Source organism: Streptomyces sp. NPDC094143 (assembly GCF_040303825.1).
GTDB lineage: Bacteria > Actinomycetota > Actinomycetes > Streptomycetales > Streptomycetaceae > Streptomyces.
In genome coordinates this window covers 1-16,607 of record NZ_JBEOTZ010000006.1, presented here as the reverse complement: position 1 = coordinate 16,607, position 16,607 = coordinate 1, and the positions used below count along the sequence as shown (strand labels likewise).

Below are 16,607 nucleotides of genomic sequence, written 5' to 3'. Positions count from 1 at the left end.
ACGCGGGGGTGTGACGGGCGGTTCACGGGGGGCTCGTGTGTTCGGTACGGAGTGTTCACCTCGTCCCGGGTCGTCACCTTGTCGCCGTCACCTTGTCACCCGGCTGCCGCGCCCCGGAGGGCGGTGCGGGCGGACGTCCCGTAGCAACGGAGAAGACGCGCGGTCCCCGAAGGCCCGCACCGGTGAGGAACGGTGGAGACGATGCTGGCTGGGATATGTGCGGGCGCCGTCGCAGCCGCCCTGTTCGCGGGCGGTCCGGACGGCGCCGGGGGCTACGCGATGCGGACGGACGCCCGGTTCGTCCCGCCGGGCGCCGCCGGACGGTCACCGGCGCTCACCTACGACCGTGAGCTCGTGCCGGTGGCCTCGTGGATCGAGGTCGGCCAGCGCACGGCACGGGACGGTGCCACGACCGTCCGGTTGCGGGTGACCGGGATGAAGCCCGGGCACCCCTACGGCGTCCATGTGCACCGCGAGCCCTGCGGCGCCGACCCGCAGGCCGCCGGCGGGCACTACCAGCACCGGCCGTCGGGCGATCCGCACCACGTCGGTCCGCACAACGAGGTCTGGCTGGACTTCACGGCCGACCGGCACGGCAGGGCGGCGGCGAGCGCCCGGCACCCCTGGGGCTTCCGGCGGGGTGAGGCGTCCTCGGTGGTGATCCACGGCGTGCCGGGCGGCGCGGGAGCGCGGGTGGCCTGCTTCACGGTGCCGTTCGGCTGGGTGGCCGGGAGCCGATAGCGGACCGGGTGCACGGGGCACCGGGGGCCTGGCCGAGGGAGACGGCGCCTTCCCGGGTGCGGGAAGGCGCCGTTGTCGTCCGCCGGACGCGGAGGGAATCAGACGGCCACCGGCGCCTGGTCCGCCGTCCGCGGCCCCTGCTCGGACGCGCTCCGCCGCAGCAGCCGGTCCAGGCCGAACGCGCCGGAGCCCGTGAAGATCAGCAGGAACATGGCCCAGCAGTACATGGCCGCGCCCTCGCCGTTGTTCTGGATCGGCCACAGCGCCTCCGGCTGGTGGACCTTGAAGTACGCGTAGGCCATCGCACCGGAGGAGATGAAAGCCGCGACCCGCGTGCCGAGGCCCAGCAGGACCAGGGTGCCGCCGACCAGTTCGATGACGGCGGCGTACCAGTTCGGCCAGGCGCCGGCCGCGGCCGTGCCGCCCTGGCCGTCCGCGCCGCCGAGGACGCCGAAGAGCGCGACGGCGCCGTGGCAGGCGAACAGCAGGCCGATGACGATCCGGAAGAGCGCGAGGGCGTATGGCTGCGCCCCGTTGAGACGAGTGGTCATGTGGGGGTCTCCTTCGGTCGGCCGGCCCGGGGGAGGCCGGTCGGGGGACGGAACCGATCGACCCACGTTAGGTCTGCCTAACAGATGCTTGCAAGTTCAACATTTGGCCACTGCTTTACCTCTGGCCGCGGCCCCGTGTCGGCCCCCGCCGCACGTAGGGCCCCTCTCGCCACCGCGTCCGCGTCCGAAAGAGTGACCGAATCCACCCCCGGGCGGGCGCCCGCCGCCGTCACCCAGTGCACGCCCTCCGTCGGCACGCCGAACGCGAACCGTCGCGCGTGAGTGCGGTTTTGACGATCTATCAGATGGTAAGGGCGTGGCGTCACATCCAACCCCCCTGTCTCGTAACCGTCGACGGTGTGCGGGCGGCACTGCCCCGTGCGGAGCAGTCCGGCGAGGAGCGCGTCGGCCGTGTGGCGCAGGTCGGGTTCCGGCAGCCGGGCCTCTATGAGGGTTCTCACGGAGACGGCCGAACCGGGCACGTCGGGTGAGTGCGCCGTCCAGCCACCGGCCTCCTCCGCCACCCGCAGGCGCGGCCCGAGCACCTCCATCACCCCCGCCTCCACCAGGGCGGCGAGCTCCTCGATGCGGCGCCGGGGCGGGCCGATGGAGAGGAAGGCGTTGAGCGGGGTGTACCAGCGGTCGAGGTGGTCCCGGCGGGAGGCGCCGGCGAGCCCGCCGTGGTCGACGACCAGCCGGAGTTCGTTGCGCAGATCGCGCAGGACGTCGAGGGCCGCCTTCGGCGGGCCGTGCACATTGCCCAGAGCGGCCTGCGCGGCGTCCTCGCGCAGGTACGACAGCAGCCAGTCGCGCCAGGCGCCCGGACCGTCGAAGCCCCGCCCGGCGTACGGCCGGGAGATCCGCTCCCAGGACCAGCGGCTCGTGTCCGCCACGCCGAACTCGTCCAGCACCAGCGCCTCTTGCGGGTCCCCGTGCGGGACGGCGAGGAAGCGGTCGGTGAAGTCCCGTCGCGTGCTGCCCGTCCTGCGCAGCAGGGCGCGGTAGTAGACCGTCTCCACCTCCTTCGCCACCAGCGGCCATATCTCCGCCAGGAAGTCGGGCGCGTCCCCGGAGTCCGCGCGCTTGCGGAAGCCCGCGATCACCTCGGGCGTGAGGACGAGCGGGACGTGCCGGCCGTACGGGCCCTTGGCGTTGTCGCCGCGTGCCTGGTACGGGACGCCGCGCCGCGAACCGGCGTACAGCCGCGGCTCCCGCCCGGAGGGGAGGTAGCGCAGGCCCCCGCCGTCCCGTACGAAACGGCCGCCGCGGCCGGTCGTCAGCAGGGCCGTGTGGTCGAAGAAGTTGAGGCCGAGGCCGCGCAGCAGGACGGGTTCGCCCGGGGCGATGCCGGACAGGTCGACGTCGGCCGGATTGGCGGGCGGGACGTGGCGCAGTCCGTGGCGGGCGGCGTGGGCCGCGAGGCGTGCCTGGTCCGGGCCGGCGGTCACCGGCAGATGGCCCTGGGTCAGGACCACCGCGGACAGGCCGGTCAGGGTGCGGCCGTCGTCCAGGGCGAGGGTCTGCCGGCCGTCGGGGGCGTCGTCGAGCCGGATCGCGCGGGCCCGGTGCGTCTCGATGCGGACGGCGGGCGGTGCCAGCCGCACGACCTCGGCGAACACCCACTCCAGGTAACGGCCGTAGTCCGCCCGGGCCGGGTACTCGTCCGGTCCCAGTGCGCCGTCCGCCCACTCGTACAGGCTCGGGCCCGGGCGGATCGGGCCCGAGCAGTCCACGCTGTCGTCGGTGAACAGGGTGACCTGGCAGGCCACGGTGTTCATCAGCAGCTCGGGCGACTGGGCGGTGCGCCAGACGCGGCCGGGGCCGGGCGGGTCGGGGTCGATCACGTGGACCGTCAGCCGGGTGCCGGGCGGGAGGAGTTCCGGGGCGGAGGCACACAGGCGTTCAAGGACGCTGGTGCCCCGGGGCCCGGCCCCGACGAGGGCGACGGAGAGCGGCCCCGCCGTCCCGGGCGGTACGGATGCCTCTGCCGGTGCGGATTCCTCGGGCGACGCAGACAAGGGTGGGGCTCCAGGGCGTGGGGGTGCGTGGGGCGGGGCCCGCTCGAAGGGAAGCGGACGGTCCGCCGGAGGGGAAGCGGACGGTCCGCCTCATCATGCCGTCGCCGGGAGCGGTGATCGAGGCCAGTGGGGGAGACAGGCCCGCACTGTGACATGCGTCACCGGAAGTGCGGGACGCAGTGGTGACAACCGGGCGGAAAAGGCGAGTTACGGGGCAAGCTCGGTGTCCAGGAGGGTCGTCAGCCGAGGGCCCGTCCCCTGCCGCGCCTTGGCGTGCTCCAGCCGGAGCCGGGCCGAACGGCCGCGCAGGGTCAGGGTCATGAGCTGGTTGCCGAACCAGGGCCCGCCCGTCTTGCGCCAGCCGACCGGCGGCCGAGACAGGCGGCCGTGCCGGGCGAGGAAACGGCCGAAGCCGCGCGCCGCGGCGCTCCAGCCGGCCCGGAAGGCCAGCCGCATCGACAGCGGCACCGAGTTGTGGACGGGGGAGCAGACCAGCTGCACCACGCGCGCGTCCGGCCCCGGCTCGGACCGCCACGAGGGCTCGGCGATGTAGGCGTGGTGGACGTCCCCGGACAGCACGCACACCGTCGCCGGCGCGTCCGCCCCCGACCCCGCCTCGGCGATCAGCTCCGCCAGCCCGGCGAAGGAGTCGGGGAACGCCGCCCAGTGCTCCAGGTCGGCGGCCCGCCGCACCTTCTCGCTCAGCCGGGCCCAGCGGGGGCCGCGCTCGCCCCGGCACAGCGCCGCGTTCCACCCCTCCGCGTCGTGCACCAGGTGGGGCAGCAGCCAGGGCAGGGAGGTGCCGATCAGCAGGTGGTCGTAGGCCCCGGGGGAGTCCAGGACCTGCTCGCGCAGCCAGGCCTCCTCGCCCGGGTCGAGCATCGCGCGGTCCTCCTCGTCGAGGACGCGGGCCGCCCGGCTGTCCACCATCACCAGCCGTACGCGCCCGAAGTCGCGCCGGTAGCTCCAGCGGGCCGTGGCCGGGTCGGCGTCGGCCCGGGCGGTGAAGGCGCGCAGCACGTCGGTGCCGTCGGGCAGGGAGCGGACCCGCTCGTAGACCGGGTCGGCCGCCAGTTCCTCCGGGGAGAGGTTGCCCAGGTGCTGGTGGACCCAGTACGACATCAGGCCGCTCAGCAGCCGCTCCTGCCACCAGCCGGTGGAGCGCATGTCGGCGAGCCAGGCGGCGGAGGTGTTCCAGTCGTCGATGACGTCGTGGTCGTCGAAGATCATGAAGCTCGGCACCGTGGACAGCAGCCAGCGGATGCGCGGGTCGAGCCAGGACTCGTAGTAGAGGTGCGTGTACTCCTCGTAGTCCGCGACCCCGCTGCCCGGGGGCTCCTTCGGGTCGCGGCGCTCGGCCAGCCACTGCTGCGTGGCGTCGGAGGTCTCGTCGGCGTACACCTGGTCGCCGAGCAGCAGCAGCACGTGCGGCCGCTCGCCCTCCGGGTCGGCCGCGAGGCGGGTGGCGAGCGCGTCCAGGGCGTCCGGGCCGACGGGGTCGTCCCCACCGGCCGGCGGGGAGGCCCAGCGGCAGGAGCCGAAGGCGACCTGGAGGGCGCCGTCCGGGCCCGGCGCGTGGATCGCGGAGGGGGGGAAGGGCGAGCCGGGCAGCGGCCACACCCGGGTGTCGTCGAGGAGCACCTCGTACGTCGTGGTCGTCCCGGCCGTGAGGCCGGTCACCGGCACGAGCGCGTAGTGGTGCCCCGCGATCTGGAAGGTGCGGGCCGTGCCGCCGGCGCCGTCGGCGCAGCGCACCTCGGCCGTGCACGGGCGGCTCGTCTCGACCCAGACGGTCGCGGACGAGCCGTCGGTGTACCTCAGCAGTGGTCCGAGGCGCAGTCCGGCCATGGCGTTCCCCTCTCCGTCGCCCCGTACGGTACGGAACGACGGAGGTCAGCGGGGAAGTTCCGGCACGAATTCCTCGCGCGTGTCAGCAGCTCGCGAGGTGGTTGGTCAGGGCGGACTTCTCGGCGGAGTCCACCGAGAGGCCGTAGTAGTACTTCACCTGGACCCAGGCGCGGACGTAGGTGCAGCGGTAAGCCGTCCGGGAGGGCATCCAGGTGGCGGGGTCCTGGTCGCCCTTGGCCTGGTTGACGTCGTCGGTGACCGCGATGAGCTGCGGGCGGGTCAGGTCGTTGGCGAAGGCCTGACGGCGGGAGGTCGTCCAGGAGTCGGCGCCGGAGTCCCACGCCTCGGCGAGCGGGACCAGGTGGTCGATGTCGACGTCGGAGGCGGCCGACCAGGTGGCGCCGTCGTAGGGGGAGTACCAGCTGCCACTGGTGGCGGCGCAGGCGGAGTCCTGGACGACGTTGGTGCCGTCGCGCTTGAGGACGACCTCGCGGGTGTTGCAGGCGCCCGACTGGGTGATCCAGTGCGGGAAGAGGTCGCGGTTGTAGCCGGTGCGGTCCTCGGTGGCCACGGTGAGCGTGGCGAGGTAGGAGCGGGCGGTGGCGCCGCTGACCGGGGTGGGGAGGGCGGCGGAGGCCGTGGGGGCGCTGAAGAGGGCCACGGAGGATATGAGGGCGGTGAACGCCGCGGCCACGCTCAGCCGTCGACGCGCGTAGAACCTGGGCATGCGAACTCCCTGGGGAGAGGGGGGTGTTGGCGGGCGAGCGTGGGAATGCTCGCGGTGCCGTGTTGCGCACAGGTGTGCGCCCGGTGAGAAGTTAGTGACGCGTGCATGACATGACAAGATTCAAGACGGAACTTTTCACTCCGGGACCGTCGCGTACCATGGACGGCGCAGAAGGGGAGTAGCTCTTCGCCGGACCGTCGACATACTGCTCAGCCCGCCTGAGCCGGCGCCCGGAGGCAGGTCCTTTCCCGGACCGGCCAGCGAGACCTTCGGCAAGCAGTGCGCGCCCGTGCCCTACGGCACGGGCCCCGAGTGCGCTGCCGTGCCGAGGTGTCGCGTCGAATGTCTCCGACAGGATCAGCACTCTCGGTGGGGCAGCCCCGACCGATTGAGGAACCTTGATCAGCCTGACCGTGACGGCCGTCGTCTTCGGTGTCGTCTTCCTCGCCGAACTGCCGGACAAGACCGCCCTCGCCGGCCTCGTCCTCGGCACCCGGTACCGCGCCTCCTACGTCTTCGCCGGGGTCGCCGCCGCCTTCGCGCTGCACGTCGCGCTCGCCGTCGCGGCCGGCAGCGTGCTGACCCTGCTGCCGCAGCAGATCGTGCACGCGCTGACCGGCGTGCTCTTCCTCGGTGGCGCCGCGGTGCTGCTGCTGAGGAAGGGCGAGGACGAGGAGGAGGTCCGCAAGCCGGAGAACCAGTCCTTCTGGAAGGTCTCGGGCGCGGGCTTCATGCTCATCCTGGTGGCCGAGTTCGGCGATCTCACCCAGATCATGACCGCGAACCTGGCCGCCCGCTACGACGACCCGCTCTCCGTCGGCCTGGGCGCGGTGCTGGCGCTGTGGGCGGTGGCCGGGCTCGGCATCGTCGGTGGAAAGGCGCTGATGAAGAAGGTGCCGCTGCGGCTGATCACGCAGATCGCGGCGCTGCTGATGCTGGGTCTCGGGGTGTGGAGCCTGTGGGAGGCCGTGACCGGCTGAGCTGAACAGTGGGTGAACGTCCACAGGGGGCCCCTGGCGCGAACCCGGACTTGTTTTGTACCGTGGTGGAACAAAGTGGCCTCCGCCCGTTTTCCCTGACCGGCGGGCGGGGCCGCCTTGTCCCCCGGCTACGACGGACGCGACCGGCCGTCCGCCCTTTCCCGCGCTGGAACGCGCCCCGAGCCTTGGAGCTGCCGATGACGGCCACCGCCGTGCTCACCGCCCGCGCCCTCCTGCTGGACATGGACGGCACCCTGGTCAACTCCGACGCCGCCGTCGAACGCGTCTGGCGGCGCTGGGCCGAGCGGCACGGGCTCGACGGGGACGAAGTCATGAAGGTCGTCCACGGGCGGCAGGGCTACGCCTCGATGGCGCTGCTGCTGCCCGGCCGGCCGATGGAGCAGAACCACGCCGACAACGCCCGGATGCTCGCCGAGGAGACGGCCGACACGGACGGTGTCGTCCCGGTCCCGGGGGCGCCGGAGTTCCTGGCCTCCCTGCGGGGGCTGCCGCACGCGCTGGTGACCTCCGCCGACGTGCCACTGTCCACGGCGCGGATGGCCGCGGCCGGTCTCGGCCTGCCCGAGGTGCGGGTCACCGCGGAGTCCGTCGGGGCGAGCAAGCCCGACCCGGAGGGCTTCCTCAAGGGCGCCGCCGAGTTGGGCGTCGCCCCCGCGGACTGTGTCGTCTTCGAGGACTCCTCAGCCGGGATCGCGGCCGGGCGCGCCGCCGGGATGACGGTCGTCGGGGTGGGGCCCCGGGCCGCGTTCCACGAGCCGGACGTGGTGGTGGAGGACCTCAGGCGGGTGCGCGTCCAGGCGGAGGCGGACGGGACGATCCGGCTGCACATCGGCTGATCCCCGCGCCGGGCTCCGCCCCGGTCAGGTGGTCCGGCTCGGCGCCGGGGGAGGACCCGGCCGGCCCGGTCGTTCAGCCGACGTGCGCGGCGATGACCCGTGCGCAGTCCAGCGACTCCGTACGGGTGGTGTCCACCTCCACGTCGTAGGTCATGCCCTCGTGCACGATCCGCGCCTGGCTCGCGGCCATGCCCGGGACCCGGTCGCCGCGCGCGATCTCCCGCCCGGCCGCGACCTCGCCGTCACACCTGACGCCGGCCCACAGCACGTCCAGGCCGGCCAGGGCCCGCTCCCAGCGCTGCCGGGACGCCGGTCCGCCGAGGAAGACGTCGTCGACGACGACCCTGGCACCCGCCCGGGCCATCGCGGCGATGCCCCGCGTCCAGGCCGCCTCCAGGGCACGGAACTCCTCGCCCACGTCCACGCCGCCGTCCGCCGCGAAGGTGATGCCGGCCTCGGAGCCCCGCAGCCGCGCGGGCATCGCGTCGACGAAGTCGTCGACCGAGAAGGCCAGCCAGGGGTCGGGCAGCACCTGCTGCAGGCACCGGGCGATGCCCGACTTGCCGGAACCGGAACCGGAACCGCCGTTGAGAACGATCACCCGAGTGGTCACGGCCTCACCGTAGGGCGACACGGGCGGTCAGGGCTCCCGGGTTTCCGCCTCCAGCCTCTGACGGGTCTGCCGGTCGTAGACGCCGAGGTCTTCGGTCTGGACGCCGCGGGACCACTGGTAGGTGCGGACGGCGTCCTCGAGACGCTGGTCGAAGGTGCCGTCGGCGTCGTCGTTGTAGAGGTACAACTGCCGCAGCCGCAGCTGGAGTTCGGTGACCTCCGGGCCGCTGTCACCGCGGCGCAGGACGGTGGCTCCGCCGTTCTGGCCGGCGTTCTCCGGTGCGCCCGGTCCGGTCGGCGCGGCGGACGTCGGTACGGCCGACGGCTCGGACGACGACCGCGCAGGGCTCGGCGAGGCACCGGCCGTGGACGGCGACGGGGAGGGCGACGCGCTCGCGCTGCGGGACGGCGACGGGGGTGATGCCGAGGGGGACGACGGGCCGGCCGACGGCGTGCCCTCCGGGGACACGGACGCCGCGCTGCTCGCCGGGGCGTCCGGCACGCTCGCCCGGATGTCGTCCGGCAGCGCCGTGTTCCGGGAGGGGCTCTCGTAGGTGAACAGCCCGGTCGCGTACCCGGCCGCGGCCACCAGGCCGACGCAGGCGGCGGCAGCGGCGACCAGGGCCGCACGGCGCCGGCGCCGGGTCCGGTCCGCAGCCCCCGACCCGGCCGCGTCCCCGGCCTCCGGCCCCGGCCCGTCGAAAAGACGCAGGTCGGTGACGCTGGGCTCACTCGTGCCCGGCACGAGGGGGGCGGGCAGGACGGTGGTGTCCGAGGCGGCGGGCAGCACGGTGGTCGCGTCCGGGTCGACGGGCAGCACGGTGGTCGCGTCCTGGTCGACAGGGCGGCGCAGGGGGGTGGTGGCGTCGGTGGGCGGGACGGGGGAGGGCGCCCGGCCGGCTCCCTCGGCGTCCGGGGCCTGCGCGCGGCTTGGCGTGCCGGCAGCTCCGGCGGTCCGCCCGGACTGCGCGGCGCCCGCCTGCGGGGCCGGGCCGGTCTGCGCGGCAGGACCCGGCTGGGGGGCAGGGGACGAGTCGGGCATCGAGGGCTGTGAGGGCGTCACAGGGCCCGCGGGCCCACCGCCCGCTGCCCGGGGCGGCTGGGCGCCGGGGGTCGGCGTCGGCGGGAGTGCCGAGGTGCTCGCGGGCCTGCCGCCGGCCGCCCGGGGCGGCTGGTCGTCGGTGCCGGGCGTGGGCCCCTCCGGGGAGGGCGTGGTGCGGGTCGGCGTGTCTTCCGCTGCCCGGGGCGGCTGCGCGCCGGGGGTCGCCACCGGGTTTCGTGGGAGTGCCGAGGTGCTCGCGGGCCTGCCGCCGGCCGCCCGGGGCGGCCGGCCGTCGGGGGTCGGCGTCGGCGGGAGTGCCGAGGTGCTCGCGAGGCCGCCAGACCCGGCCGGGGCCGCCGCATCATCCTGGGGCGGCACGGCCGGACCTCCGCCCGCCGCCCGGGGCGGCTGGTCGTCGGTGCCGGGCGTGGGCCCCTCCGGGGAGGGCGTGGCGCGGGTCGGCGTGTCTTCCGCTGCCCGGGGCGGCTGGCCGTCGGGGGTCGGCGTTGCCGGGGGTGCCGAGGTGCCCGCGGGTCTGCCGCCCGCTTCCCGCGGCTGCCGGCCGTCGGCGTTGCCGTGTTCTCGCTCGCCGGCCGGGGCGTCCGGGCCGGGACCCGGGGCGTTGTCGATCTCCACGTACGGGCGGATCCGCAGGGGGTCGAAGTCCTCCGCCGCCGCCGCCTCGGCCGTGCGGGCGTCGCGGAGGGCCTCGGCGGCGCGGTGGGTGCACGCGCAGGAGGGGGTGTTGTCCCGCTGTCTGGGCGCGCCGCACTCCGGGCACGGGTGGCCGTTGGGCTGTGCCACGCGTTCCTCCCTCCCCTCGCGAACTCCAGAGATTATCCAGATCTTCTCCACAGCGCGGCGGGCGAGCCCCCGGAATCACGGCTTCCAAAGGGACTCGGCGGGCCATACCCCCGCACACCGGTCACGATGGAGAAAGTCACAGGACCTCGGGAGGTCTCATGGCCGGGGACACCCACGCCACGAAACCGTCGTCCGCGGGCGCCGCGGCCGGGGAGCAGGTGCCCGGAAACGTGCTGGTCTCCATCGGAGCCCTGCTGCTCGGCATGCTGCTCGCCGCCCTCGACCAGACCATCGTCTCGACAGCGCTGCCGACGATCGTCAGCGATCTCGGCGGTCTGGATCACCTGTCCTGGGTGGTCACGGCGTATCTGCTGGCCGCGACCGCCGCGACCCCGCTGTGGGGCAAACTCGGCGACCAGTACGGGCGCAAGCGGCTGTTCCAGACCGCGATCGTGATCTTCCTTCTCGGGTCCGCGCTGTGCGGGGCGGCGCAGGACATGGCGCAGCTGATCGCCTTCCGGGCCCTGCAGGGGCTCGGCGGCGGCGGGCTGATCGTGCTGTCGATGGCGATCGTCGGCGACCTCGTGCCCCCGCGCGAACGCGGTCGCTACCAGGGCCTGTTCGGGGCCGTCTTCGGCGCGACCAGCGTGCTCGGGCCGCTGCTCGGCGGGCTGTTCACCCAGCACCTGAGCTGGCGCTGGGTGTTCTACGTCAACCTGCCCGTCGGCATCGTCGCGCTCGCCGTGATCGCCGCCGTGCTGCGCATCCCGCGCAAGGACCAGCGGCACGTCATCGACTACCTCGGCACGTTCCTCATCGCCGCCGTCGCCACCTGCCTGGTGCTGGTCGCCTCCCTCGGCGGCACGACCTGGGGATGGGGGTCCGCGCAGATCGTCGGTCTCGCCGTCCTGGGCATCGTCCTCGCCGTCGCCTTCGTGGCCGTCGAGCGGCGGGCCGCCGAACCGGTGCTGCCGCTGCACCTCTTCCGCGTGCGGACCTTCACGCTCTCCGCCGTGATCAGCTTCGTCGTCGGTTTCGCGATGTTCGGCGCGATGACCTACCTGCCGACCTTCCTCCAGGTCGTCCAGGGCATCAGCCCCACCATGTCCGGTGTGCACATGCTCCCGATGGTGCTGGGGCTGCTGCTGGCCTCGACCGCCTCCGGGCAGATCGTCAGCCGCACCGGCCGCTGGAAGGTGTTCCCGATCGCCGGCACCGGGATCACCACGCTCGGACTGCTCCTGCTGCACCAGCTCGACGAGAACAGCTCCACCGCCGAACTGAGCGGCTTCTTCTTCGTCTTCGGGCTCGGACTCGGCCTGGTGATGCAAGTCCTCGTGCTCATCGTGCAGAACGCCGTCCCGTACGCGGACCTGGGCGTGGCCACTGCCGGCGCGACCTTCTTCCGCTCCATCGGCGCCTCGTTCGGCGTCGCCGTCTTCGGCACGGTGTTCGCGGGCCGGCTCGGCGACCAGCTCACGGACGCCTTCCGGGGAGCGCCGCTGCCGCCCGGCGCCTCGGTGGACGCGCTGGAGGCCGACCCGCGCGGCATCGCCGCCCTGCCGCCCGACCTGCGCCCGCCCGCCCTGCACGCCTACGCCACGGCCATCACGGACGTCTTCCTCTACGCCGCCCCCGTCGCCCTCCTGGGCTTCGTCCTGGCCTGGTTCCTCAAGGAGGACCGGCTGCGCGGCTCGGTCACCGCGCCCGACGCCACCCAGACCCTCGCCAGCAACCCCGTCGAACGGTCCTCCTACGACGAGGTGTGCCGGGCCCTGTCGGTGCTCGGCACCCGCGAGGGCCGGCGTGAGGTCTACCGGAACATCACCGCCCGGGCGGGCTACGACCTGCTGCCCGCCGCGAGCTGGCTGCTGCTGCGGATCCGCCGGTACGGCTCGGTGGAGCCGGGCGTGCTGGCCGAACGCGGGCCCGTGCAGCTGACCGTGATCATGGAGGCCGCCCGGCAGGTGGAGGAACGGCGGCTCGCCCTGCGCGAGGGCCTCGACCTCGTCCTGACCGACCAGGGGCGCGAGGTCGCCGAACGGTTGGCCCAGGCGCGTGAGGAGTCGCTCGCCGAGCTGCTCGGCGACTGGTGGGGGCCGGACCGGCCGACCGACCTCCGACGGCTCGTGCGGGAGCTGAACGGCGAGCTGTGCGGGGCGCGGCGCGAACGGCCGGACGCCCCGCGGGCGGTGCAACGGTCGGTCTGACCTCAGGCGAGCCGTTTGGCGAACCAGTGCTCCGCGTACGGGTCGTCGTTGTACGGGGCGGTCTGGCGGTAGCCGAGCCGGGCGTAGAGGGCGCGGGCCTCCACGAGGTCGCCGCGGGTGTCGAGGACCATGCGTACGGCGCCGAGCGCGCGGGCGGCGTCCTCGGCGGCCCGGACCAGCAGCGGCGCCCCACCCTTGCCGCGCATCGGCTCGTGCACGAAGACCCGCGTGAGCTCGGCCGTCGTGGCGTCCAGCAGCCGGACGCCCGCGCTGCCGGCCGGCTCGCCGCCGTGCCGGGCGACCAGCAACTGCCCGCGCGGCGGCGCGAGGTCCGCGCCGGGGTCCTTCGCGATCTCCCGCTCCAGCTCGTCCGGGTCGGTGCGGCGCCCCTCGTGCAGCAGGTACCAGCGGTCGCTGACCTCGGTGTAGTACGCCCGCCAGAGCGCGCCGGCGACGGGGGAGTCGTACGGTTCCGGGATCACGGTCCAGGTCATGACCCGCATTGTCGACAGGTGCCCCTCCTGTCACGCAACCGGATATCCCGGGGCCGCCCGGGCACCCGCGCTCGGCCCCGGGCGCCGTTTGGCGGCGGGCTTTGCGGCAACCCGGACTGGGAACCGGCTCGCGAGGAGGGCCGGTTGGGCCGAGAACCCGGAAGGCATCCATGTCCACTGGCCTGATCATTGCTCTGATCGTGATCGCGGCGGTCGTCGTCATCATCGCGGCCGTCATGACCCTGCGCGCCCGGCGCGGGCCCCGGCGCGGCCCGAGCCTGAAGCGGCGCTTCGGACCCGAGTACGAGCGGGTCCTCGCCCGGCACGACGGTGACACCAGTGCCGCCGAGCGCGAGCTGACCGAGCGTCTGCAGCGCCACGGCGACCTGCGCGAGCGGCCGCTGGAGCCGGCGCAGCGCGAACAGTACGAGGCGCGCTGGACGGCCGCCCAGGAGCGGTTCGTCGACTCGCCGCGGGAGGCGGTCGCCGAGGCGGACCGGCTGATCGCCGAGCTGGCCGGCGCCCGGGGCTTCCCGGACGGCGGGCAGTACGAGGAGCAGCTCGCCGCGCTGTCCGTGCACCACGCCCATCACGTGGACGGCTACCGGCGCGTGCACCGTGCGGCGCACCTGCGCGCCGAGGACGCCCGCGACGGCGGCCAGGGTACGGAAGACATGCGCGAGGCCATGGTGGCGGCCCGCGCGCTGTTCGAGGAACTGGTGCGGCCCGGCCACCCCGACGGTGGCCGGCACGAGGAGGACCGGCACGAGGGACACCACCGTGCCGGGCTGAACGGCGGCCGCAAGGATCCGGGCCGCGGCGGCCACATGCCGTGGGCGATGAACCGGCGTCAGGCGAAGGAGAGCTGAGGCGATGACCGACATGACCCGACCGCCCGGCGACCACACGCCGACCGCGCCCGACGCCCGCGGCGAGAGCGCCCTGGGCACCGGCCGCGGCAGGACCGACGCGGACCGCGCGGCGGCACCCGGCACGGGCACGCCCGGCACCGGGGCGCTCCACGGCGACGAGTACGGCACCGGCACGCCCGGCAGGGAAACGCCCCGCGGCGATTCCCCGGCCACCGGCACGCCCGGCACGGACGCGGCCCACGGTGACGCCCTCGGCACCGGCACGGACGCGGCCCACGGCGAGGCGCACGGCGTCGGCGGCACCGGCACCCCGGCGCACCGGCCCGGCCCCGACGCGCGCGACCGGCTCTTCCCGCACGACCACTCCGACAAGCTCGGCGCGCGCCTGCAGCACGCCGTCGCGGGGTTCGTCGACGGGCCCCGGGCCGCCGTCGAGGAGGCCGACCAGGTGCTGGAGGAGATCGCGGCCCGGTTCACCGAGGCCGTGGCCGAGCGCCGCCGCACCCTGCGCCACTCCTGGCAGTCGGTGGAGGGCGGCGAGGGCAGGTCCGTGTCGTCCGCCGACACCGAACAGCTCCGGCTGGCCCTGAAGGACTACCGGGAGCTGGCGGAGCGGCTGTTGCACGTGTGACCCGGGTGAACAGCCCGGCTAACGATCCGCCCGGCGCTCCCGCCACTGCCGTACGACGTCCTCGACGTCGTACGGCTTCTTTCCCAGCGGGGGGCCGGGCGGCGGCTTGAACATCATCTCGCGGATCCTGTCGTTGATCTCGCCGATGATCTTCCGGACGATCCGCTCGGAGGGCGCCGCGTACGCGGCCTCCAGCGCGTCCTCCGCCTCCTTGCGCAGCGCCAGCGCCGGGGGGAGCACGGAAAGACCCTCGCGGGCCATCTTCCGCTTCACCCACCACAGTTCGTCGTAGGTGTTCTCCACGTCGGGCGGGAGCGGGCGGCCCGCTCCCGGCAGCCGGTCGAACTCCCCGCGCGCCTCGGCCTCACGGATCTGCCGGTCGACCCAGGACCCGAAGTCCACGCCGGGTGGCTTTCGCTCGGTCATGAGGCCATTGTGCCGGACACGGCGCAACTGGGCGTTCTATCATTCGGCGGGCTTGCAGACCCACCGGGACGTCTCAGAGGAGCGCACGTGCTCGAACTCACCATGGCCGCCGTGTCCGCGGCGGAGGAGGGGGCCACGGCCGGCATGCTCATGGCCGACGCGCCCAGCGAGCCGGGTGCCGTGCTGCGGGTGGGCCGCGACAAGTCGGTGTGCCGGCTCGGCACCCCGGACGACTGGCTGTTCGTCTCCCGCGTCCACCTGGAGTTCCTGTGCGGCCCGGACGGCACCTGGCAGGTCACCTGGCTGCGCGGCTCCCAGCCCGACCCGTCCTCGGAAGTCCGCCTGACGGTCGGGGAGTACACCCAGCCCCTCGCCTACGGCGGCACCGTCCCGCTGCCCCGGGGCGGCAGCGGCGAGCTCGTCGTGCAGGACCGCACCGCCCCGCGCAGCGTCAACGTGGGCTTCTACCACGAGGTGTGACGGCCCGGGCTCACACCACGCGGGCCAGCGCGAAACCGTCGTAGCCCTTCATGCCGACCGTCTGGATCGCCGTGCCGCTCAGCCGCGGGTGTCCGGCGATCAGGTCGATCGCGGCGCGGGTGCCCGTCACGTCCGCAGCGGTGCTGTCGGCGTCGACGACCCGGCCGCCCCGCACCACGTTGTCCAGGACGATCAGGCTGCCCGTGCTGGTGAGCTTGACGGCCCACTCCACGTAGTGCGGGTTGTTGACCTTGTCGGCGTCGATGAAGACCAGGTCGAACGGCGGCGGGTTCTCGTCGGCCAGCTGGGGCAGCGACTCCAGGGCCGGGCCGACCCGCACCTCGACCAGCTGGTCCAGCCCGGCGCGGGCGATGTTGCGGACGGCGACCTCGGCGTGCCGGGGGTCGTACTCCAGGGAGACCAGCCGCCCGTCGGCGGGCAGGGCGCGGGCCAGCCAGATCGTGCTGTACCCGCCGAGCGTGCCGATCTCCAGGATGTGGCGGGCGCCCTGGATCTGGGCGAGGAGCTGCAGGAGCTTGCCCTGGTTGCCCGCCACGTTGATGTGCGGAAGCCCGGCGGCGTCGCTGTCGCGCAGGGCGGCCGCCAGGGCTTCGTCGTCGGGGGCGAGCCGTTCGGTGAAGTAGGTGTCGACCTCGTCCCAGACGTGCGACTCGCTCATGCACCCCTGCCTTTCGTGCGTCCGCGCATGGTTAGCGTGTCTAACTACTGGCGCCGACGACGATAGTTGGTGCGGCGGTTGCCTGTCAGTGGCTTCTCACCCGGCGTGTCGACCGGCCACCGCGGGCGCCGAGCCGGGCAGCGGACGTCCCGCCGACTCCGCCATGCGCCACACCGCGAAACCGCCGATCACGGCCGCGGCCATCATGTAGTACGCGGGCATCATCAGGTTCCCGGTCGCGCCGATCAGGGGCACGGTCCCGCGCGGCGGCGCTGTCGTACGGGCCGAAAAGCGACGATAGGCGTATTTGTGCCGCTCACGGGCGGTGCGCCGATCGTTGCGGACTGCACGTAAAGCGTGGTTGCGCTGGTACGTCTGCCCGGTCGTGCGCGGTTCCCACGAGATCTTGGTGTGACCCTTCTCGCGTCCGCGAGAGGTGACCGCGCATCGCGCGGACTATCGTCGTCCGGAAATAGGCGGAAATACGTCAGGTGGACCCGGGGTGGCTCGCGTCTTTCCCCCGGGGGCGCCGCGCGCGCCCTAAGACGGTGTCCTATGTGGTGATCGCTCGTTGGTCCGTTCATGGGGCGGGGTACGTGGAGTTGGATTGTTCCGGACGGCTTGTGGGAGCTCGC

At 74.0% G+C, this 16,607-nt stretch carries 16 protein-coding genes and 1 pseudogene; 7 read left to right on the top strand and 10 right to left on the bottom strand.

Annotated features, from left to right (window positions below):
* Positions 1 to 201 precede the first annotated feature (201 nt).
* Positions 202 to 741: a superoxide dismutase family protein gene (locus ABTZ58_RS09700; RefSeq protein ID WP_351352797.1), complete on the top strand. Its 540-nt coding sequence runs from the start codon at positions 202 to 204 to the stop codon at positions 739 to 741.
* Positions 742 to 839: 98 nt separating this feature from the next.
* On the opposite strand, the gene ABTZ58_RS09695 is transcribed toward ABTZ58_RS09700, so the two are convergent.
* The 4 genes from ABTZ58_RS09695 to ABTZ58_RS09680 all read right to left on the bottom strand — a co-directional run bounded on the left by ABTZ58_RS09695 (position 840) and on the right by ABTZ58_RS09680 (position 5,885).
* A complete protein-coding gene (locus tag ABTZ58_RS09695; RefSeq protein WP_351352794.1) occupies positions 840 to 1,292 on the bottom strand; it encodes a DoxX family protein in 453 nt (150 codons plus the stop codon).
* Between the two features lie 77 nt (positions 1,293 to 1,369).
* Positions 1,370 to 3,310, bottom strand: a complete 1,941-nt coding sequence (locus ABTZ58_RS09690; RefSeq protein WP_351352791.1) for an FAD/NAD(P)-binding protein — start codon at positions 3,308 to 3,310, stop codon at positions 1,370 to 1,372.
* A gap of 207 nt (positions 3,311 to 3,517) precedes the next feature.
* Positions 3,518 to 5,158 (bottom strand): alkaline phosphatase D family protein, encoded by a 1,641-nt coding sequence (locus ABTZ58_RS09685; RefSeq protein WP_351352788.1) that lies wholly within the window; start codon positions 5,156 to 5,158, stop codon positions 3,518 to 3,520.
* 82 nt (positions 5,159 to 5,240) lie between these two features.
* Positions 5,241 to 5,885, bottom strand: coding sequence for an HNH endonuclease family protein (locus tag ABTZ58_RS09680; protein ID WP_351352785.1), 645 nt, complete (start codon positions 5,883 to 5,885; stop codon positions 5,241 to 5,243).
* A gap of 398 nt (positions 5,886 to 6,283) precedes the next feature.
* Between ABTZ58_RS09680 and ABTZ58_RS09675 the strand changes: the two genes are divergently transcribed.
* Positions 6,284 to 6,865 carry a TMEM165/GDT1 family protein gene (locus tag ABTZ58_RS09675; RefSeq protein WP_351352782.1) on the top strand — a complete coding sequence of 194 codons (582 nt, stop codon included), beginning with the start codon at positions 6,284 to 6,286 and terminating at the stop codon, positions 6,863 to 6,865.
* 197 nt (positions 6,866 to 7,062) lie between these two features.
* On the top strand, positions 7,063 to 7,722 hold the full coding sequence (locus ABTZ58_RS09670) for an HAD-IA family hydrolase (protein WP_351352779.1): 660 nt from the start codon (positions 7,063 to 7,065) through the stop codon (positions 7,720 to 7,722).
* 73 nt (positions 7,723 to 7,795) lie between these two features.
* On the opposite strand, the gene cpt is transcribed toward ABTZ58_RS09670, so the two are convergent.
* Together cpt and ABTZ58_RS09660 are read right to left on the bottom strand one after the other, a co-directional pair.
* Entirely contained in the window at positions 7,796 to 8,335 is a 540-nt protein-coding gene (gene cpt, locus ABTZ58_RS09665) for a chloramphenicol phosphotransferase CPT (RefSeq protein ID WP_351352776.1), read from the bottom strand.
* Positions 8,336 to 8,362: 27 nt separating this feature from the next.
* Positions 8,363 to 10,180: a peptidoglycan-binding domain-containing protein gene (locus tag ABTZ58_RS09660; protein ID WP_351352773.1), complete on the bottom strand. Its 1,818-nt coding sequence runs from the start codon at positions 10,178 to 10,180 to the stop codon at positions 8,363 to 8,365.
* Positions 10,181 to 10,338: 158 nt separating this feature from the next.
* On the opposite strand from ABTZ58_RS09660, the gene ABTZ58_RS09655 reads away from it, so the two are divergent.
* Complete coding sequence (locus ABTZ58_RS09655) at positions 10,339 to 12,390, top strand: DHA2 family efflux MFS transporter permease subunit (protein WP_351352770.1); 2,052 nt, start codon at positions 10,339 to 10,341, stop codon at positions 12,388 to 12,390.
* Between the two features lie 2 nt (positions 12,391 to 12,392).
* On the opposite strand, the gene ABTZ58_RS09650 is transcribed toward ABTZ58_RS09655, so the two are convergent.
* Positions 12,393 to 12,884, bottom strand: a complete 492-nt coding sequence (locus ABTZ58_RS09650) for a GNAT family N-acetyltransferase (RefSeq protein ID WP_351352767.1) — start codon at positions 12,882 to 12,884, stop codon at positions 12,393 to 12,395.
* Between the two features lie 170 nt (positions 12,885 to 13,054).
* Here ABTZ58_RS09650 and ABTZ58_RS09645 point away from each other — a divergent pair, with 170 nt between their 5' ends.
* Both ABTZ58_RS09645 and ABTZ58_RS09640 read left to right on the top strand, forming a co-directional pair.
* The gene (locus ABTZ58_RS09645) at positions 13,055 to 13,753 is read left to right on the top strand and encodes a hypothetical protein (protein WP_351352764.1); all 699 of its coding nucleotides are present in this window, start codon (positions 13,055 to 13,057) and stop codon (positions 13,751 to 13,753) included.
* A 4-nt stretch (positions 13,754 to 13,757) separates the two neighbouring features.
* Entirely contained in the window at positions 13,758 to 14,387 is a 630-nt protein-coding gene (locus tag ABTZ58_RS09640; protein WP_351352761.1) for a hypothetical protein, read from the top strand.
* An 18-nt stretch (positions 14,388 to 14,405) separates the two neighbouring features.
* On the opposite strand, the gene ABTZ58_RS09635 is transcribed toward ABTZ58_RS09640, so the two are convergent.
* Entirely contained in the window at positions 14,406 to 14,813 is a 408-nt protein-coding gene (locus tag ABTZ58_RS09635) for a DnaJ family domain-containing protein (protein ID WP_351352758.1), read from the bottom strand.
* Between the two features lie 87 nt (positions 14,814 to 14,900).
* Here ABTZ58_RS09635 and ABTZ58_RS09630 point away from each other — a divergent pair, with 87 nt between their 5' ends.
* Positions 14,901 to 15,293 carry a hypothetical protein gene (locus ABTZ58_RS09630; protein WP_351352755.1) on the top strand — a complete coding sequence of 131 codons (393 nt, stop codon included), beginning with the start codon at positions 14,901 to 14,903 and terminating at the stop codon, positions 15,291 to 15,293.
* Between the two features lie 10 nt (positions 15,294 to 15,303).
* Here the strand turns inward: ABTZ58_RS09630 and ABTZ58_RS09625 are convergent, their stop codons facing one another.
* Both ABTZ58_RS09625 and ABTZ58_RS09620 read right to left on the bottom strand, forming a co-directional pair.
* Positions 15,304 to 15,972, bottom strand: coding sequence for an O-methyltransferase (locus tag ABTZ58_RS09625; protein ID WP_351352752.1), 669 nt, complete (start codon positions 15,970 to 15,972; stop codon positions 15,304 to 15,306).
* Between the two features lie 96 nt (positions 15,973 to 16,068).
* Positions 16,069 to 16,221, bottom strand: a pseudogene (locus ABTZ58_RS09620) (MFS transporter); the annotation flags it as partial.
* Positions 16,222 to 16,607 lie beyond the last annotated feature (386 nt).